Source organism: Ruegeria sp. AP7 (assembly GCF_056539905.1).
Genome location: NZ_JBQFVT010000002.1, coordinates 37039 through 55041, shown reverse-complemented (window position 1 = coordinate 55041; position 18003 = coordinate 37039). Strand labels below are relative to the sequence as shown.

Here is an 18003-nt window from a genome sequence, read left to right as displayed (position 1 = left end):
TCTTCCTTATTTCACAGCGCCGAAAGTCAGGCCGCGGACAAGTTGTTTCTGGCTGAACCAGCCAAGGATGAGGATTGGTGCAATCGCCATGGTCGATGCCGCGCTGAGCTTGGCGAAGAACAGGCCTTCGGGGCTGGAATAGCTGGCGATGAAGGCGGTCAGCGGGGCCGCGTCAACGGCCGTCAGGTTGAGCGTCCAAAACGCCTCATTCCATGCAAGGATAAAGTTCAGCAAAACCGTCGAGGCGATGCCGGGCACGGCCATCGGCGTCAGCACATAGAGGATTTCCTCTTTCAGCGTGGCACCATCCATCCGGGCGGCCTCCAGAATCTCACCGGGAATTTCGCGGAAATAGGTGTAAAGCATCCAGACGATGATCGGCAGGTTGATCAGCATCAGCACCACGACCAGCCCCCCGCGCGTGTCCAGTAGACCCAACCGGATGAACAGCAGATAGATCGGGTACAGCACGCCCACTGCAGGTAGCATCTTGGTGGACAGCATCCACAGCAGGATGTCCTTGGTCCGCTTGGACGGGACGAAAGCCATCGCCCAGGCTGCAGGGACCGCGATGATCACGCCAAGAATGGTTGATCCACCTGCGATGATCACCGAATTCCACAGGAACCGCATGTAGTCGGAACGTTCCTGTACGATGGCATAGTTCTCTAGCGTCCAATCGAAGTTCAGAAACAGCGGCGGGCTTGCGATGGCCTGCGCTTCGGTTTTGAAGCTGGTCAGGATCGTCCAGAGGATCGGGAAAAAGATCAGCAGACCAACGGCCCAGGCAAGGGCGGTGTTCAGCGATTTACGACGGGATGTGACGGTGCGGGCCATGGTCGTTCCTCCTCACGCGTCCAGGTTTTTGCCGACGATGCGCATCAGAAAGATGGCGACGATGTTGGCAAGGATGATGGCGTAGACACCTCCGGCTGATCCAAGGCCGACATTCTGGCTTTCCAACACGCGCTGGAAGATCAGGTAGGTGAGGGTGCGGGTGCCGAATGCACCGCCGGTGGTCACGAAGATCTCGGCGAAGATCGACAGAAGAAAGATCGTCTGGATCAGGATCACGATGGTTATCGCGCGGCTGAGGTGCGGCAGAACGATGTGATAGAACCGCTTCAGCACCGGGGCACCATCCATTTCGGCTGCTTCCAGTTGCTCACTGTCCAGCGACTGAATTGCGGTCAGCAGGATCAGCGTCGCGAAGGGCAGCCACTGCCATGAGACGATCATGATGATCGACGTCATCGACGCCTCGGAGAGCCATGAGATTGGCTCGGCCCCGAAAAAGCGCCATAGATGGGCCAGCAAGCCATTGACTGGGTCCATGAACATATTCTTCCAGACCAGCGCAGAAACCGTCGGCATGACGAAGAAGGGTGCGATCACGAGGATGCGGACAACACCCTGACCCCACATGGGCTGGTCCAGCAGCATCGCCAGAAGGATGCCCAGCACCACTGTGATCACCAGCACACCGCCTACGATCACCAGCGTCGCCTGCACAGCGGGCCAGAAGGAGCTGGACGAGACGAACCGGACATAGTTGTCGAACCCGACCCAGCCCAGATCCCCACCGCGCAGCGGTAGGTATTTCTTGAAGGAAAAATACAGCGTCATCGTCAGCGGCACGAGCATCCAGCCAAGTAGCAGGACCACTGCAGGTGCCATCATCAGGCGAGCAACGGATCGGGAATGTTGAGTAGCCATAACGCAAACCCTCTCTGTTCAGGCGTATCCCAGCCTGCGAGAAAAACGCGAGTTGTGGAAGGGCGGAGCGGGGGGCAGAACTCTGCCCGCCCGCGGGGAGGGATGCCTCAGTAACCTGCGGCTTCCATTTCTTCTGCGGTGAAGGCCTGCGCTTTGGCCAGCGCTTCATCCACGGATTGCTGTCCGGCATAGACTGCCGAGAACTCCTGGCTTACCTGCGTGGCGATACCTGCAAATTCCGGGATCGCGACGAACTGGATGCCAACATAGGGTGTTGGTTGCGCGCAGCAGTTATCCGGGTCGGCTGCAAGGATCGAATCCAGCGTTTTCTGGGCGAACGGAACCTTCTGGTATTCGGGGTTCTCATACAGCGAAGTTCGCGCGCCCGGAGGCACATTGGCCCAGCCTTCGTTCTCGGCTACCAGTTCGATGTAATCCTTGGATGTGGCCCATTCGATGAACTGCTTGGCTGCATCTTCTTGCTGCGTGCCCGCAGGGATGGCTAGAGCCCAAGCCCAGAGCCAATTGGCGCGTTTGTCGACACCTTCAGAGTTCGGTGCCAGCGCAAAGCCAACCTGATCGGCCACGGTCGAGTCGTCCGGGTTCGTCACGAAGGACGCCGCAACGGTGGCGTCAATCCACATGCCGCACTTGCCCTGCTGGAACAGCGACAGGTTTTCGTTGAAGCCGTTGGTTGCATACCCAGCAGGGCCTGACTCGTTCATCATATCGACAAAGAAGGTCAGAGCCTCTTTCCACTGAGGCTGATCGAACTGCGGCTTCCAATCTTCGTCGAACCAACGGGCGCCAAAGGAATTCCCGGTCACCGTGATGAAGGCACCACCTTCGCCCCAACCAGCTTTACCGCGCAGGCAGATACCGTTGATGTCGTTGTCCCGGTCAGTCATCGCCGCAGCGGCTTCGCGGATGAACTGCCATGTAGGCGCGTCGGGCATCTCAAGCCCGGCCTTTTCCATCAGGTCGGTACGATACATTACCATCGAGCTTTCGCCATAGAACGGGGCGGCATAGAGCGTGCCGTCATTGCTGAGTCCGTTGCGCATGGCAGGCAAGATGTCGTCCACATCATATTCAGCAGACATACCATCCAGCGGCACCAACCAACCATTCGCCCCCCAGATCGGTGTCTCGTACATACCAATGGTCATGATATCGAACTGACCGCCTTTGGTGGTGATGTCGGTGGTGACGCGCTGACGCAGCACGTTTTCCTCCAGTGTCACCCACTCAACATCAATGCCGGTCGCTTCAGTAAATTTGTCGGTGTAGCCCTGCATCCGGATCATGTCACCATTATTCACTGTGGCGATCGTGATGGATTGCGCGTGGGCTGCTGCCGTGGCGACGAATGTCAATGCAGTCGCCGCGCGAAGTGCGTGCTTCAGATACATCCCTGTCCTCCCTGAGCTTGGATGTCGTGCAGGGAGCGTAGAGTGAAAGTTGTCGCGCAGTCAATAAAAACTTTACGCGCGTTAAGATTATAACCTACGCAGAGTCCCTTAAAACAAGTCGAGCGGGGAAAAGTGTCTCAGTTCGTGTTTCAAATTTCCCACCGTTTTCAATAAGTTCGAACAAAGTCTCGACGCTTCGGCTGGCCACGTTGTCATAGTCGTGTGCGGCTGTTGTGAGAGAAGGGCAGGTAAACTTTGCGAACGGATGATCGTCATTTGAGGCCACGCGCAGCGTGCAGCCATCCTTCCGACCGACCCGAATCCCCTGTTCATAGCAGGCCGCAAGAAAGCCAATAGCCAGCCGGTCATTGCTGCACAGAACGGAGTTCGTTCTCAATTCACGCTCTTCAAGAACTTTCAGCGCGCCTCTGTGCCCAATCTCTTCGAAAGCCCATCCTTTCCCGTCGACTTTGATGATATGCGGCTCGAACCTGAGGCGCTCCATCATGGCGACATAAGCCTTCCTTCGTTTGTTGGCGTTTGGGTTCGCAGGTGTGCGCATTTCAAAGAATGATGGAGGCTCGCCCGTCCGGGTCATGTATTCAACGGTCTGAGACACAAAGCTGAAATTGTCCGATCCGATAAACGCGGCACCCAGCCCATCAAGGTTACTGTCAAACAGAACAGTCGGTACGTTGGCGCAGAACTTCTCGATCGCCGATCGGTCTGAAATCCGGCCCAGGGGTGCCAACAAAACTCCGGCGGGCTTCATGGATTGCAGCCCATCCAGAATTTCGTTTTCCAGCTTTTGTTCTCCGTGGGCGCTAAAGAGGGAAGGGCGATAGCCTGCCGCAATACAGCTTTGCTCCAGATAGCGCGCGATTTCGGCAAAGAACGGATCGGCCAGATAGGGCACGACGATGCCGATATTCTTGGTCAGCTTCCGATTCTGGTTCACAGCATAGATATTCGGGCGATAGTCAAACCGTTCGAGCGCCTCTTCGATACGCGCCCTTGTCGTTGGGCGAACGCTGTCGGGATCGTGGAAGTATTTGGATACCGTGGGCCGCGAGATGCCGCTGAGGGCCGCGAACTCTTCCATATTCTTAATCTTGGTCATGCCAGTCTGCCTGCGGATCATAGCCGTCTTGATCTTATCCTATTTTTACATATTCTTTACGCGCGATAAAAAATCAAGGGTCAGACAAGTTCCGGACGTTTGTGCAGGTCGAGGTTTAAAATGCATCTCGGGATTGATATCAGAACGTCGGCGGTCAAGTTTGTCTGCGCGGATACTGATCGTATTCTTGCGATATATTCTGCAGGGATCGAGACGTCCTCGCCACAACCCGGTTGGTCAAAGCAGCACCCAGACCTTTGGTAGCAGGAGACGCGTGACGCGTTGAAGCAGCTTGCAGAGCAAATCCCACTGTCAGAGACGAAGGCCATCGGTTTGTCCGGACAGATGCACGGGGCCGTTTTGCTGGACCGTAAGCTGTGCCCAATCCGCCCGGCAATGCTGTGGAATGGCAGCTGGGCCGCTATCAAATGCGATGAACTGCGTGTAGCGCTGCCGCAGATTGGTCATATCACGGGTGTTCTTCCGTTGCCCAGTTTTACCGCCCCCAAAATTGCATGGCTGAAACGGTATGAACCCAGTCACTATGCTCAGCTTGCCCATATCCCGCTACCCAAGGAGTACATCGGTCTACGCCTGCATGGTGAGCTGGCAACTGATACGTCCGATGCCGCGGCAACAATGTGGCTCGATCAGGCATCGCGCAAATGGCATAACGGGATCGCGGTAGCCACTGGTGTGGCGCTCGACTGGCTGCCGCAAGTGTTTGACGGCCACAGTGTTGTTGGGACTGTGACGTCACAAGCTGCAGAAGCGACCGGGTTGAAGCCTGGCGTGCCCGTTATAGCCGGAGGAGGGGATGCGGCGATTGGGGCGATATCTCTTGTGCGACGGAACCGGGACGGGGCTTCATCTCCCTTGGGACGCCGGGCCAGTTGTTCGTGGCGGATCGTAAGTACAAGCCCAACCCCGAACGCTATGTGCACGCTTTTCCAACTGGACTAGTCGCGATTCATACCGGACAACACATATAGGGAAAATCATGGCTGGGGTGGTAGGATTTTTTGTCAACATATTGAAAGTTAACAAAATAAAGGAAATGGGGTCAATGGGTAGTGTTCGGAAATTGGTTTGAGTCCAGTATTGTGCCTCACTTTTCTACTTTTGACTTTTTGGACGTTAGGGAGCTCGCCGGACATACGACTTGCGCGGGATTGGGCGGGAAGCTGCCTTTCGCCGCGACTGCAAAGCAGTTATTTGAAATGGAGCCAAAGACCGTTGGCTTGTGTGCTTCTTCGCTATCAAATGCGATAGAAGCGTTTTGATGTGCCATGGAACACGTCTTCTTGGATTGAGCTCGGAATGAGTTCCTGGTGCCGGGAAACAACCTCCTTGTAAGTTGAAGCGAGGCTATCGACCGGGAAGTTTGATCCGAACATGCAGCGATCGGCGCCAAACTGGGACAAGCAGTTTGAAACGATAGGCGCGACACTTTCAGCGCTCCAGTTGTGATCGAACATTCCGAGGCCGGAGAGTTTGCAATAAACCTGCGGCAGGCTCGACAATGCTGTCAATTCATCTGCCCACTTTCGTAAACCTTGTGGTGTCCGGTCGTGTGGTGAACCTGCGTGGCATAGGGCTATCCGGGTTTCCGGAGCTTGCGCAAGAACATCTGCAGCTTGACCCATTAGTTCGGGCAGGAGTTGAAGGTCAAAGGAAAGGCCGCGAGTACCCAGTTGTTTCAGACCTGCCAAGAACATTGGGTCTTTAAGCAGTGAGTTCGTGCCAGTTGAGGTATCTTCGCCTGGGGCACGGCCAATAATCTGACGAACGCCGCGCACCGAAGGCAGGGTTTGAAGACGGTCGAGGTGTTCTTCCAGATCATTAGAGGTCAGATCGCAGAAAGCCACTTGCGCCAACGGCCAGTCAGGGAACTGATCCGCCACGGATTGCACCCATTGAGCTTCGGCCCAGGGGTCAGCAGCACCGACCTGAATGTGTACCGAAGCGGCGAAGCCCATGGCCTCGGCATCTGCGCGAAATTCCGGCAGCAAATAGTCCCGCTGGATGGAAGTCGGGTCGCCAAAAAAACGAACGATGCCTTTCTCCATGAGCCAGGGGTAGTTCACTGCAGAGAGATCCCACAGGTGGTGATGCGCATCTATCTTCATGGTGTTTCGATCCCTGTGGTGCGTGCCAGAATATCAACTTCTTGCCTATTCCAGAAGTGGAGCAAGTCGATGAAGATCCAGTTTTCGGCCAGTTTGTCACCAGCGCGGCGATAGATGTCGATTACCCTAAACTCGCCGGGTTTATCAGTGGCAGGCATACCCATAAACCCTCCCGACGGAGTAGCCGTGAAGTTGGGCCAGCCGAAGAAGCCGCCATAATGCCCTTCGGCCAGTCGGCAGACATGTTCGGTCTTTGATCGATCTTTGAAAGCCGCACGGAACGGTCCAGAATGTTGCTTGGCATAGCGTTCTATCGTGTAGGTCGCGCCGATCCCCTCGGGTCCCCACCAGATCATGTCCTGATGCCAGGTTCGGGCTAATTCATCCTCAAGCGACACCCCACTGTCCCATTGGCCAAGATCCGAGATCATCGCATTGATGACCGCCAGCGTCTTCTTGCCTTCTTGCACGGGTTGTTCGTTCAATAGCAGGCCGTCATGGGGCATTGGTCCAGGTTGCACCAAATGCGCCGCTGTTTGTGGCGGAAACGGGTTCTGTCCGGCTTGCACCATAAGGTGAGGTATATCGAAGTACATTGCTGTTTCGACAATCCTGTCACCGGCGACTTTGTGGAACGCGCAATATCGTAGGAATGCCAATTTACCGGTTGGGCGAATACCCAACCACGGTCGGTCGAACAGCCCAATCAAATGCCCCATGGACACGACCCAGACGCCAACCTCGTCACGCAACGAGTTTTGCCCCGCAAACAAGATATCCACACGGTTTTGCATGTGGGTAAGGCTGAACTTTAGCGGCTGCCAGAATTGTAGGGCAACCTGTTCGGCGCCGTTGACTTCGTTGAATGGATGAAAGCCGCGCCACTTCAGTTCTTGGGCGCAGAATTGGCTCATCACCTTGGGGGATTCTTGTTCTGTCGCGGAATCCAGGGCGGTGTGAAACGCGGAGACCAGTTTTTTTTCTGTCTGAAAGTTCACGGTGTTTACCATTGTAATCAGGGTTTTACGAGAGGCGCGAGGCCAGAGTGAGTCGGATATCAACGGCAGTTTTGCATACGTATGCAAAAAAGTCTTGCCTGATTTGATATATGCGAATTACAGTTTTGCAAACGTATGCAAAATGATTCCTTGCAGGGGGCACCATGGCGGAAATTCAATTGCGGAACGTCGGCAAACGATGGGGCTCATTCGTTGGGGTTCACAATTTCGACCTGACGATTGCGGATCGCGAGTTTCTGGTGCTGCTCGGCCCCTCAGGCTGCGGCAAGACCACCACGATGCGCATGATTGCCGGTCTCGAGGACGTGACCGAGGGTGAAATCCTGGTCGACGGCAAGGTGGTCAACGACCTTGAACCCAAAGACCGCGACGTGGCGATGGTGTTCCAGAGTTACGCGCTCTATCCGAACATGAACGTCTATGAAAACATCCGTTTCCCGCTAAAAGTGCGCGGCATCGACCCCTCGACGCATGACGACAAGGTGCGCCGTGCCAGCGCGATGGTCGAACTGGACGATTTCTTGCACCGGAAGCCTGCCGAATTGTCGGGTGGTCAGAGGCAACGTGTGGCACTCGCCCGTGCCATCGTGCGCGAGCCGAACGTGTTCTTGATGGATGAGCCGCTATCGAACCTGGATGCCAAGCTTCGGGTTTCGACGCGGGCGCAGATTAAGAACCTCAGCCACGAGCTGGCGGTGACCACCATCTACGTGACCCATGACCAGATCGAAGCCATGACGCTGGCCGACCGTGTCGTGGTGATGAAGCAGGGTGTGGTGCAGCAGGTCGGCAGCCCGACCGAAATCTATGACCGTCCAGCGAATACTTTCGTGGCCAGTTTCATCGGTTCACCTGCGATGAATTTGATGGATGGCGAGGTTTCGGGTGGCGTGTTCCGCGCCGAACATGTCGAAATTCCTGTCGATGCACCGGACGGGCCTATGACTCTGGGCTTCCGAGCAGAGGATGCCAGCCTTGCAACAGGGCAGGGCCAGATCACCGCACCGATCTACACGCTGGAATTGCTGGGCGACGCCACCATGATCTCAGTCCGAGTCGGGGGCGCTCTGGTGTCGGTCAAAGCAGACAAAGCTTTTCGCGCCGAGATTGGCGAGCCGGTCTCGTTCTCGGTGCCGACAGAAATCTGTCACCTCTTTGAAGCTGAAAGCGGTGCGCGGATCGGGGAGCAACAACCCCACGAACAGCCCAAACGGGCTTAACACCGGTCCGGACGTCGACGACGGACCGATCCTGACAGGGAGAAACGCATGAAACTCAAGACGATCCTTATGGCAGGTGCCATGTCCATCGCCGCAGCTGGCGCGTGGGCTGATTGTGCCTTTGAAAACGAAGTACCGCTGAAATCGTTGTCCGCCGGGTTTGAAGCCTGGAAAGCGGTCACCGATGCGATGGCTGAATGCGGCAATTTCAGCGCCTCGCTTGACCAGGAATTCCGCGAGAAACAACCGGAAGCTTTTGCTGCCGATCCCGCGCTGTATCAAATCGGTGGGGTGTCCAATGCGACACTGGTACCATTGCTAAACGCGGGCACGATCCGCCCACTGGACGATCTGGTCGAGAAGTACGGCCAGGATTTGCTGCCCAACCAGTTGATCAAGGTGGACGGCAAAACCATGGCCATTGCGATGATGGTAAATGCTCAGCACCTGATGTATCGCGACGATGTTCTGGCGGAGCTGGGCATCGAAGAGCCCAAAACATATGGTGACGTTCTGGCTGCCGCCGCCAAGATCAAAGAAGCCGGAGTGATGGATTATCCGATCGGTGGGACTTTCAAGACCGGTTGGAACCTCGGACAGGAATTCGTCAACATGTATCTCGGTGAGGGCGGGGCGTTCTTTGGCGATGGCAACATGCCCGCGATCAACAATGAGCAGGGCGTTGCGGCGCTTGAGACCCTTAAAGCCATGACCGAGTACATGGATCCAGAATATCTGGTCTCAGACTCGACCTATGTTCAGCAGCAGTTCCAGCAAGGCAAGATCGCCATGGCGAACCTGTGGGCCAGCCGTGCAGCCGCGATGAACGATGAGGCCGAAAGCCAGGTCGTTGGCAAGGTTACCATGGCCGCAGCACCGATGGGTTCGGCTGTTCCCGCAACCACCGTCTGGTGGGACGGTATCGTTTTGGCCTCGAACATGAGCGACGAAGAGGCGGATGCGGCCTTCCGCGTAGCACTCGAGGGCATGGACAGCGACATGGTCAGCGCCAACAATGATGTCGCCGTTTGGTTGAGCCCGGCCTATTCAGCAGGTGCTTTGGCAGCGGGTGCTGCAGCTTCCGCTGAAGGGGGTGCAAAGGCCTACCCGGCATCTGGCCCGATGGGCATCATGCATACCGCTCTGGGTAACGGTCTGGCCGATTACCTGACTGGCGCCAAGGATGCGCAGACCACGCTGGCCGATATCGAGGCAGATTACATCACCGCAGCGAAAGAAGCTGGTCTGATCAGCAACTAAACCTTCCTGCGGGAGGGCTGCGGCCCTCCCGCCATTTTCCTTGAGAACCATGAGAAAGGCAGAGCCATGAATTTCCGGACATTTGCCGCCTTTGTTGGCCCCTCTGTCCTTATGATGCTTCTCTTCATCGCGTTTCCGCTGGTCAGCGTGTTTAAGCAAAGCTTCTACGTTACCCAACCGATCTATGAGACAGTTGAAAAGGAAACTTGCACGCCTGGTTTCCTGACGCAGACTTGTGTGACCGAGCAAGTGTCGCAGCCAATGCTGGATGAGCATGGTGAGATTATTACGCAAACCCAATATGTCGGACTGCAAAGCTACCGTAACGTTCTGGAGCCCGAACGGGCATGGCGCGCCATAAGCGATGGCAGTTGGCATGTGCTTTCGACGATCAACTTCTGGAAGGCCCTGCGGTTCACGCTGACGTTCACTTTGATCACTCTACCGCTGGTCGTTGGGTGTGGCCTTGGAATTGCAATTCTGATCAACAATGCGGCGCGGTCGATCCGGGGGCCGGTGATCTTTATCTCGTTGCTGCCGTTCATCATCACACCGGTGATTGGTGTGCTGTCGATCAATTGGCTGTTCCGCGGCGACGGCATCCTGACCGCAATGATGGAATGGTGGCTGAACCGCGATATCGCCCTATTCGCGCAGGCGTGGACCATCGAGGTTCTGATGATGCTGTACCGTGTCTGGCACGTGGCCCCCTTCGCGGCGATCATCTTCTATGCCGGTCTGCAAACGGTCAATCAGGACAGCCTGGAAAGTGCTGTAATAGACGGGGCAACCCGTTGGCAGCGGCTGAAGTACATCGTCATTCCGCATCTGATGCCCTTGATCATCTTTGTGGCGATGATCCACTTGATGGACAGCTACCGCGTCTTCGAAGAGATCGTTGGTTTCTCAAGTCAGGGCTACGTCATCTCATTGCAATGGCTGACATTCGACTATCTGACCCCGGATCAGGCGGGCAACCGGTCGATCAGCCGGGCCTCGGCCAACTCGATGCTGACCATGATCGGTGTTGTCATCCTTCTTATCTTGCCTCTGCGCCGCACGTGGCGCGATCACAAAGGAGGTCATTAATATGTCCTCGCGCGCGCTTCGCCAGCCCCTTAGCCTGCGGCTGACCTCGAACGTTTTTCTGGCAATCTGGTGCCTGATCGCAGCCTTCCCGATCTTCTGGATCGTTGTGATGAGCTTCAAGTCACCGGTCGATGCCTTCGACAGCAATGCGTTGAACGTGATCTTTGGTCCTGCGACGCTGGGGGGCGGCAAAGGCCTTTCGCTGCTGGATATCATTCTGGGAATTGGTTTGATCTGGGGTACGATCCTCGCGGCTACCAGGACACTACCTTCAATGGTGAAGTCTTACACCAAACCCGGGCAAGAGTGGTTTGGTTGGCTGATCGGCGTGCTGGCCTTGTTGGTGGGCTTCCTGTTGGCCTTCTTCGTCATCCTGCCTGCCATCCTGAACGTGTTGAATCCGCTCTTTGGCCCTTTCGGACGGGATGTACTTGGCCTAACGACGGAACATTACAAGACCGTCTGGATCGACCGGGGCTTTTCGAGCAACTTCAAAAACTCGCTGATTGTGACGACTGGCGTAGTGACGGTGTCTCTGACCGTAGGCACGCTCGCAGGATACGGTTTGGCGCGCTCGGGCTCGACCCTGGCGTTCTGGATACTGATTGTCGCACTGGTCTTTCGCGCATTGCCACATTCGGTGCTTGTGGCAGGCTATCTGCCGGTCTTCATCAATTCGGCTGAATGGTTGGCCCCTATCTTGGGGGAGAATGCCCCGACGCTCTACGGCAAACCCTTTGCGGTGATTGCTGTGCTCGTCGCCATCAACCAGCCATTCACCATCTGGATGCTGCGTTCGTTCTTTCAAAACATCCCGGCCGAACTGGACGAGGCAGCCCGCGTGGATGGGTGCAGCCACTTCCAGGCCTTTCGCCGTGTCATCATGCCGGTGATGTGGCCCGGGGTTATCACCACTGGTCTGTTCAGCTTCCTGCTGGCGTATAACGATTTTCTGGTCACAGCGCTGTTGTTGGACGCACAGAACCAGACCATGGTTCCCGCCATCGTCGGCATGTTCAACCGCGAGACGACAACGACCGACCAGGTCGTCGCCGTGGCTGCCGCCGTGTCCATCACCGCGCCGCTGATCTTCCTTGTTCTGATCTTCCAGCGCCAGATCGTCAGCGGTCTGACAGCAGGGGCGGTGAAAGGCTGATGAGCAAAAACGCCCGACATAGCGCCATGTCGCGACACCCGGCGCTGAACAGGATGCCCAGGGATTTTCTGAGCCTTGGGGGACCTTTCCCCAAACTCTTCCCCAAGCAATCTGAAAGGACATGAGACATGAAAGGTTCTCGCCCCGAACAAGCGGTTCTGACCCGCGACACGGATCTCAGCAAAACAGATGAGACACGCCGTGTGATTGAAACCATGGTGGATGGACTGAACGACCACCGCATTGATGATATTGGTGAATTCTTCGCCCCGGGCTTTCGCTGGATGGGCAATCAGGGCTGCGGCACCAAAACTGGTTTGAAAGAGTTTCAGGATAACTGGCAGCGCCCATTTCAGGCTGCGTTCTCGGACAAGACCTGCATTGATGAGGCGCGCCTTTACATGGGCGAATGGGCAGCCGCCTTTGGCCGTCAGGAGGCCACGCATTCCGGTGAGTTTCTGGGCATCGCGCCCACCGGCAAACGGGTCGAGATTCGCTACATGGATTTCTGGAAAGTGGTCGAAGGTAAAATTGTCGACAACTGGGTGAATGTCGACTTCGCGCATGTCGCGGCGCAGTTGGGCGTGGACCTGTTCAACGGCGAAGGCTGGGAAGCATTTGACCGGGGTGAAAAAGTCGCGCCCCGGCCCGAGAGTTGAGGATCGGAAACATGACAATCGAGTATCTTAAACGCGGTAAGTCTGACGCTGACCGGGCCGAAGATGACGCCAAAACCCGCGCCGTGGTTGAGGCGACCCTGAAAGATATCGAAACCCGTGGTGATGCTGCGGTACGCGATCTGAGTGAGAAGTTCGACAACTACTCACCGCCGTCGTTCCGTCTGTCTCAGCAGGAAATCGATGATCTGATCGGTCAGCTGACGGGCAGGGAACTGGCCGATATCAAGTTCGCGCAGGAACAGGTGCGCAACTTCGCACAGGCGCAGCGCGACTCGATGCTGGATATCGAAGTGGAAACCCTGCCGGGCGTAATTCTGGGCCACAAGAATATCCCGGTTCAATCAGTGGGCTGCTATGTACCCGGCGGCAAGTTTCCGATGGTGGCGTCGGCGCATATGTCGGTGGCTACGGCTTCGGTCGCCGGTGTTCCGCGCATCATCGCCTGTACACCTCCGTTCAAAGGCAAGCCCAACCCGGCAGTGATTGCAGCGATGCATTTGGGTGGTGCACATGAGATCTATGTCATGGGCGGGATTCAGGCGATCGGTGCGATGGCGCTGGGGACCGAGTCCATCGACCCCGTGCATATGCTGGTCGGTCCCGGTAACGCCTACGTGGCCGAGGCCAAGCGGCAACTGTTCGGCCGTGTCGGTATCGATCTTTTCGCCGGCCCGACCGAGACGATGGTTATCGCTGACGAGTCCGCCGCAGACGCAGAGCTTTGCGCCACTGACCTGCTGGGGCAGGCCGAGCACGGCTATAACAGCCCCTGCGTGCTGCTGACCAACTCGCGCAAATTGGCTGAGGACACCTTGGCCGAGGTGGACCGCCTGCTGGGAATCCTACCGACCGCAGGAACCGCGAAAGTGTCGTGGGAAGAATATGGCGAGGTGATCGTCTGTGACACTTATGGCGAGATGCTGCAGGTTGCCGATGACATCGCCTCGGAGCATGTTCAGGTGATGACAGATCGCGACGATTGGTTCCTCGAGAACATGACTTGCTACGGCGCGTTGTTCCTTGGTCCGCGAACAAATGTTTCGAATGGCGATAAGGTGATTGGTACCAACCACACACTGCCGACCAAGAAAGCCGGACGTTACACAGGTGGGCTCTGGGTGGGTAAGTATATGAAAACTCATAGCTATCAAAAAGTTCTGACCGACGAGGCGGCGACGCTGATCGGCGAATACGGCTCGCGTCTGTGCATGCTGGAAGGCTTCGTTGGTCATGCCGAACAATGCAACGTCCGAGTGCGTCGATATGGCGGCATCAATGTGCCCTATGGCGAACCCGCACCGTATCGGGATGCTGCTGAATGAGTGACCCGCACACCCGGCACAAGGCCCTGATAGCTGCGCTCAGGGCCGCGATGTATGACTTTTCCGAGGCCGGTGTCCGCAAGGCGCTGGCCGAGGCTACGTCTCCAGACACGGTGTTCCACCTGTGCCATCCCTTTGGCGACAGCATCGGCAGCGATGCTTTCTATGATTGCGCCCTCAAAGACCTGTTGGCCGCCTGGCCCGACCTGGAGCGTCGCGATTACATCGTCATGGCCGGGCCAGACGAAGACGGTGCGGACTGGGTCGGATGCGGGGGCTATTACACGGGTACCTTCATAGGTCCGTGGCTCGATATCCCGCCTACCGGGCATCAGGTTTCCATGAGGTTCCACGAATTCTATCGCTTCGAGGACGGTAAGGTCGTTGAAATGCAGGCGCTTTGGGATATCCCCGAGGTGATGATGCAGGCGGGTGCCTGGCCGATGGCCCCCAGCTTGGGGCGCGAATGGCATGTGCCCGGACCGGCCACGCAGGACGGTTTCGTGCCCGGCCCCTATGACTCGGTCAAGGGTAAGGCGACCTGTCAGCACATCATCGACATGCTGGAGCACCTCAAGAAACACCCGTCGCAAGGCGGCCCCGAGGTGATGGAGATGGAGCGGTTCTGGCATCCCCGGATGAACTGGTACGGTCCTTCGGGCATCGGTACCGGGCGCGGGTATGCGGGGTTCCGCAACTGGCACCAGATCCCGTTTCTTAGCGGGATGCCTGACCGGGGGCAGTACGTGGACGAGATCACCTATCATTTCTTTGGTGACGGCGAATACGCGGCCGTGACTGGCTGGCCCAATATGATACAGACGGTGACCCACGACGGTTGGCTGGGAATCGCCCCTTCAGGCAAGAAAATCACTATGCGCAGCCTCGATTTTTGGCGGCTGGAAAACGGGCGCATCCGGGAAAACTGGGTGTTGGTCGATTTGCTGGACGCCTACCGGCAGCTTGGCGTTGACGTCTTTGCCCGTCTGCGGGAATTCAACAAGGCCCGCAACATGGGCCGCATTGAAATACCGGATGGAATGAACTGATGACCGACTTGCCGCGCACCCCTTCGTTTTCCCTGAACGGAAAAACCGCCCTTGTTACCGGAGCCTCCTCAGGCATCGGGCAGGGTTGTGCGGTGGCTTTGGCCGAGGCAGGCGCGCATGTCGTCTGCGCGGCCCGAGGTGCGGACCGTTTGAACGACACCGTCGCTGCTCTGCAAGCGCAGGGTTGGTCAGCTGAGACTCTTGTGTTGGATCAGGTCGATTTGGGGGCGCTAAGACAGCTCATTGAAACGAGCGCCTTTGATATCGTGGTGAACTCCGCCGGGGTCGCACGACACAGCCCCGCAATTGAAACCACACCCGAAGATTTCGATGTCGTGACAGGTGTTAATCTACGTTCGGCCTATTTCCTTTCGGCCTACGCGGCCCGCGCATTGATCGACGCCGGTAAGCCTGGTTCGATCATCCATATCTCCAGCCAGATGGGACATGTCGGCGGGGTCGAGCGAGCGCTCTATTGTGCGACCAAACACGGGTTGGAAGGAATGGTCAAATCAATGGCCATCGAATGGGGAAAACAGGGCATCCGGATCAATACGATTTGCCCGACGTTCATAAGAACGCCTCTGACCCAATCCACCTTTGACAACCCCGAACGCGCCGCCTGGATCATGGAGAAGATCAAGTTGGACCGGGTGGGTGAGGTCGAGGACATAATGGGCGCAGTCCGCTACCTTGCATCGGATGCCTCGGCGCTGGTCACGGGCACTTCGATGTTGATTGACGGGGGTTGGACGGCAGACTGATGGCTGAGAAAGTAACATCACTTCAGGTCGCCCAGCTTGCAGGGGTCAGCCAATCCGCGGTTAGCCGAGTCTTCACGCCCGGGGCTTCGGTCAGCAAGAAGACTGAAGAGAAAGTACGAAAGGCCGCTACTGAATTGGGCTATCGCCCCAATGTGTTGGCACGCGCAATGGTATCCGGCAAAAGCCGCATCATCGGGTTGGTGGTCGCCTATCTGGACAATTATTTCTATCCCGAAGCACTCGAGAAGTTGTCGAACGAGTTGCAGGAGCAGGGCTATCATGTCCTAATCTTCATGGCCTCCAGAACAGCGGGAAACATTGACGACGTGATGGAGGAAATCCTCGATTACCAGGTTGATGGCGTCATTCTGGCGTCGGTCGCGATGTCGTCCGATATCGCAACGCGGTGCCAACAGGCCGGTGTGCCGGTGGTGCTGTTCAACCGTAGTCAGGACATCGACGGGATCACATCGGTCACGTCTGATAACTATGCGGGCGGTCGTAAGGTGGCCGAGTTCCTTATCGCGGCAGGTCACAGCCGCATCGCTTACATCGCCGGGTGGCAAGGCGCATCAACCCAGCGAGACCGCGAAGCTGGCTTCCGGGCAGCTCTGAGCGATGCGGGCCAGGACCTCTACGCTCATGAAATCGGAGAGTTTCACACCGAGAACGCGCGCTTGGTGGCACGTCGTATGTTCGATGTCGAGCCGCAGAAACGGCCCGACGCGGTTTTCGTCGCCAATGACCACATGGCTCTTGCCGTCATGGACGTTATCCGGTTCGAGCTGGGATTGCGTGTACCCGAAGACGTATCAGTCGTTGGATATGATGACGTCCCACAGGCAGCTTGGCTTGCCTACAACCTCACCACCATTCGTCAGCGGGCCAACCTGATGGTTGCCGAGACCGTTGACGCCCTTTTGGACCATATTGAAAACCCGACAGCCACCACGGCACGCAAGGTCGCGATTGACGGGCCGCTGATCGTGCGTACATCGGCACGGCTGCCCAAAGGCTGGACGCCGCAAAGGATGGAAACATGAAAGGCTTTGATCCCAAGTTCCGGGACTTCCCCGACTATATCATCGGTATCACCAAAGAGATTTGGGAAGACCGGGGTATCGCGACGCTGCACGACTATTACAGCGAAGATATTGTCGTGCGCTCGCCCGGTTCGGTGGTGTTGGGCAATCAGAATGTGATCGGCGCGACCATGGCGACGCTGGCCGAATTTCCGGATCGGCAGTTGTTAGGCGAGGATGTGATCTGGTCCGGTACCCCCGAAGAAGGGATGCTGAGTTCTCACCGTATCATCTCAACGGCCACGCATCTGGCCGAGGGTGTTTACGGCAAGCCAACGGGAACAAAACTGCGCTATCGGATTCTGGCCGATTGCCACGCCATCAACAATCAGATCAACGACGAATGGCTCATCCGCGATCAGGGTGCCATCGTCCGCCAGATGGGATGGGATCCAAAGGAATATGCCGCCGATCTGATTACCCGCGAGGGTGGTTCGGATAATTGCGTCAAACCCCTGACCCCCGAAGTCGATCAGCCGGGGCCGTACAAGAGCCGCGGAAACGACAATGAATGGGGGCAGCGCTATGCCGACATTCTGACCCGGATCATGAACGCCGATATGGGTGCGATTGAGTCCGAATATGACCGGGCAGTTCAATCGGAATATGTGGGCGGCGTGACCGGTCATGGCAGGGATGCTGTCGATCGTTTCTGGATGGGTCTGCGGGCAAGTTTCCCGAACGCTGAATTCAAGATCGAGCACCAGATCGGGCGCGATGATCCGGATATGCCACCCCGCGCCGCAATCCGTTGGAGCCTGTGGGGCAAACATGACGGCTGGGGCGTGTTTGGCGCACCGACGGGTGCACAGGTGTATGTCCTCGGCATCAGCCATGCCGAGTTTGGCGCCTTGATTGGTGGACAGCCGCAGTTGCGCCGCGAATATACTCTGTTCGATGAAACCTCGGTCTGGAAGCAAATCCTATTGCAGAGCGGCGAGGTCTGAGTGGTGCGCCCGGTCGCATATCGCATCCTTGTGGATGG

The 18003-nt window shown here is 56.9% G+C and carries 17 protein-coding genes; 11 read left to right on the top strand and 6 right to left on the bottom strand.

Annotated features, from left to right (window positions below; genetic code table 11):
• Nucleotides 1-6 precede the first annotated feature (6 nt).
• The 4 genes from ACR0KN_RS05085 to ACR0KN_RS05070 all read right to left on the bottom strand — a co-directional run bounded on the left by ACR0KN_RS05085 (nucleotide 7) and on the right by ACR0KN_RS05070 (nucleotide 4248).
• Nucleotides 7-837 (bottom strand): carbohydrate ABC transporter permease, encoded by an 831-nt coding sequence (locus ACR0KN_RS05085; protein ID WP_480651869.1) that lies wholly within the window; start codon nucleotides 835-837, stop codon nucleotides 7-9.
• A gap of 12 nt (nucleotides 838-849) precedes the next feature.
• Nucleotides 850-1716 (bottom strand): carbohydrate ABC transporter permease, encoded by an 867-nt coding sequence (locus ACR0KN_RS05080; RefSeq protein WP_010443327.1) that lies wholly within the window; start codon nucleotides 1714-1716, stop codon nucleotides 850-852.
• A 107-nt stretch (nucleotides 1717-1823) separates the two neighbouring features.
• Nucleotides 1824-3128 (bottom strand): ABC transporter substrate-binding protein, encoded by a 1305-nt coding sequence (locus ACR0KN_RS05075; protein ID WP_170775169.1) that lies wholly within the window; start codon nucleotides 3126-3128, stop codon nucleotides 1824-1826.
• Between the two features lie 94 nt (nucleotides 3129-3222).
• Nucleotides 3223-4248: a LacI family DNA-binding transcriptional regulator gene (locus tag ACR0KN_RS05070; protein ID WP_480651866.1), complete on the bottom strand. Its 1026-nt coding sequence runs from the start codon at nucleotides 4246-4248 to the stop codon at nucleotides 3223-3225.
• 282 nt (nucleotides 4249-4530) lie between these two features.
• On the opposite strand from ACR0KN_RS05070, the gene ACR0KN_RS05065 reads away from it, so the two are divergent.
• Complete coding sequence (locus ACR0KN_RS05065) at nucleotides 4531-5211, top strand: FGGY family carbohydrate kinase (protein ID WP_480651864.1); 681 nt, start codon at nucleotides 4531-4533, stop codon at nucleotides 5209-5211.
• A 296-nt stretch (nucleotides 5212-5507) separates the two neighbouring features.
• Here ACR0KN_RS05065 and ACR0KN_RS05060 read toward each other — a convergent pair whose 3' ends face one another.
• Together ACR0KN_RS05060 and ACR0KN_RS05055 are read right to left on the bottom strand one after the other, a co-directional pair.
• Complete coding sequence (locus ACR0KN_RS05060; RefSeq protein ID WP_480651862.1) at nucleotides 5508-6377, bottom strand: amidohydrolase family protein; 870 nt, start codon at nucleotides 6375-6377, stop codon at nucleotides 5508-5510.
• A complete protein-coding gene (locus ACR0KN_RS05055) occupies nucleotides 6374-7387 on the bottom strand; it encodes a nuclear transport factor 2 family protein (protein WP_480651860.1) in 1014 nt (337 codons plus the stop codon). The genes ACR0KN_RS05060 and ACR0KN_RS05055 overlap by 4 nt, the downstream gene beginning before the upstream one ends.
• A 152-nt stretch (nucleotides 7388-7539) precedes the next feature.
• Between ACR0KN_RS05055 and ACR0KN_RS05050 the strand changes: the two genes are divergently transcribed.
• The 10 genes from ACR0KN_RS05050 (at nucleotide 7540) to ACR0KN_RS05005 (ending at nucleotide 17965) form a co-directional block, all read left to right on the top strand.
• Nucleotides 7540-8616, top strand: coding sequence for an ABC transporter ATP-binding protein (locus ACR0KN_RS05050; RefSeq protein ID WP_480651858.1), 1077 nt, complete (start codon nucleotides 7540-7542; stop codon nucleotides 8614-8616).
• Nucleotides 8617-8664: 48 nt separating this feature from the next.
• The gene (locus ACR0KN_RS05045; RefSeq protein WP_480536426.1) at nucleotides 8665-9876 is read left to right on the top strand and encodes an ABC transporter substrate-binding protein; all 1212 of its coding nucleotides are present in this window, start codon (nucleotides 8665-8667) and stop codon (nucleotides 9874-9876) included.
• A gap of 66 nt (nucleotides 9877-9942) precedes the next feature.
• Nucleotides 9943-10965: a carbohydrate ABC transporter permease gene (locus ACR0KN_RS05040; protein ID WP_480651856.1), complete on the top strand. Its 1023-nt coding sequence runs from the start codon at nucleotides 9943-9945 to the stop codon at nucleotides 10963-10965.
• Nucleotide 10966: 1 nt separating this feature from the next.
• Nucleotides 10967-12121 carry a carbohydrate ABC transporter permease gene (locus tag ACR0KN_RS05035; RefSeq protein WP_480651854.1) on the top strand — a complete coding sequence of 385 codons (1155 nt, stop codon included), beginning with the start codon at nucleotides 10967-10969 and terminating at the stop codon, nucleotides 12119-12121.
• Between the two features lie 128 nt (nucleotides 12122-12249).
• The gene (locus tag ACR0KN_RS05030; RefSeq protein WP_480651852.1) at nucleotides 12250-12780 is read left to right on the top strand and encodes an ester cyclase; all 531 of its coding nucleotides are present in this window, start codon (nucleotides 12250-12252) and stop codon (nucleotides 12778-12780) included.
• An 11-nt stretch (nucleotides 12781-12791) separates the two neighbouring features.
• The gene (hisD, locus tag ACR0KN_RS05025) at nucleotides 12792-14123 is read left to right on the top strand and encodes a histidinol dehydrogenase (protein ID WP_480651850.1); all 1332 of its coding nucleotides are present in this window, start codon (nucleotides 12792-12794) and stop codon (nucleotides 14121-14123) included.
• Entirely contained in the window at nucleotides 14120-15172 is a 1053-nt protein-coding gene (locus tag ACR0KN_RS05020; protein ID WP_480651848.1) for an ester cyclase, read from the top strand. Before hisD ends, ACR0KN_RS05020 begins: the two co-directional genes overlap by 4 nt.
• Complete coding sequence (locus ACR0KN_RS05015) at nucleotides 15172-15936, top strand: SDR family NAD(P)-dependent oxidoreductase (RefSeq protein WP_480651846.1); 765 nt, start codon at nucleotides 15172-15174, stop codon at nucleotides 15934-15936. Before ACR0KN_RS05020 ends, ACR0KN_RS05015 begins: the two co-directional genes overlap by 1 nt.
• Complete coding sequence (locus ACR0KN_RS05010) at nucleotides 15936-16979, top strand: LacI family DNA-binding transcriptional regulator (protein ID WP_480651844.1); 1044 nt, start codon at nucleotides 15936-15938, stop codon at nucleotides 16977-16979. Before ACR0KN_RS05015 ends, ACR0KN_RS05010 begins: the two co-directional genes overlap by 1 nt.
• Nucleotides 16976-17965, top strand: a complete 990-nt coding sequence (locus tag ACR0KN_RS05005) for a nuclear transport factor 2 family protein (protein WP_480651842.1) — start codon at nucleotides 16976-16978, stop codon at nucleotides 17963-17965. The genes ACR0KN_RS05010 and ACR0KN_RS05005 overlap by 4 nt, the downstream gene beginning before the upstream one ends.
• The last annotated feature ends 38 nt before the right edge of the window (nucleotides 17966-18003 follow it).

Bases quoted from the DNA above. Each gene is read 5' to 3' on its own strand.
- ACR0KN_RS05085 (WP_480651869.1), bottom strand. From the start codon at position 837: ATGGCCCGCACCGTCACATCCCGTCGTAAATCGCTGAACACCGCCCTT.
- ACR0KN_RS05080 (WP_010443327.1), bottom strand. From the start codon at position 1,716: ATGGCTACTCAACATTCCCGATCCGTTGCTCGCCTGATGATGGCACCT.
- ACR0KN_RS05075 (WP_170775169.1), bottom strand. From the start codon at position 3,128: ATGTATCTGAAGCACGCACTTCGCGCGGCGACTGCATTGACATTCGTC.
- ACR0KN_RS05070 (WP_480651866.1), bottom strand. From the start codon at position 4,248: ATGACCAAGATTAAGAATATGGAAGAGTTCGCGGCCCTCAGCGGCATC.
- ACR0KN_RS05060 (WP_480651862.1), bottom strand. From the start codon at position 6,377: ATGAAGATAGATGCGCATCACCACCTGTGGGATCTCTCTGCAGTGAAC.
- ACR0KN_RS05055 (WP_480651860.1), bottom strand. From the start codon at position 7,387: ATGGTAAACACCGTGAACTTTCAGACAGAAAAAAAACTGGTCTCCGCG.
- ACR0KN_RS05050 (WP_480651858.1), top strand. From the start codon at position 7,540: ATGGCGGAAATTCAATTGCGGAACGTCGGCAAACGATGGGGCTCATTC.
- ACR0KN_RS05045 (WP_480536426.1), top strand. From the start codon at position 8,665: ATGAAACTCAAGACGATCCTTATGGCAGGTGCCATGTCCATCGCCGCA.
- ACR0KN_RS05040 (WP_480651856.1), top strand. From the start codon at position 9,943: ATGAATTTCCGGACATTTGCCGCCTTTGTTGGCCCCTCTGTCCTTATG.
- ACR0KN_RS05035 (WP_480651854.1), top strand. From the start codon at position 10,967: ATGTCCTCGCGCGCGCTTCGCCAGCCCCTTAGCCTGCGGCTGACCTCG.
- ACR0KN_RS05030 (WP_480651852.1), top strand. From the start codon at position 12,250: ATGAAAGGTTCTCGCCCCGAACAAGCGGTTCTGACCCGCGACACGGAT.
- hisD (WP_480651850.1), top strand. From the start codon at position 12,792: ATGACAATCGAGTATCTTAAACGCGGTAAGTCTGACGCTGACCGGGCC.
- ACR0KN_RS05020 (WP_480651848.1), top strand. From the start codon at position 14,120: ATGAGTGACCCGCACACCCGGCACAAGGCCCTGATAGCTGCGCTCAGG.
- ACR0KN_RS05015 (WP_480651846.1), top strand. From the start codon at position 15,172: ATGACCGACTTGCCGCGCACCCCTTCGTTTTCCCTGAACGGAAAAACC.
- ACR0KN_RS05010 (WP_480651844.1), top strand. From the start codon at position 15,936: ATGGCTGAGAAAGTAACATCACTTCAGGTCGCCCAGCTTGCAGGGGTC.
- ACR0KN_RS05005 (WP_480651842.1), top strand. From the start codon at position 16,976: ATGAAAGGCTTTGATCCCAAGTTCCGGGACTTCCCCGACTATATCATC.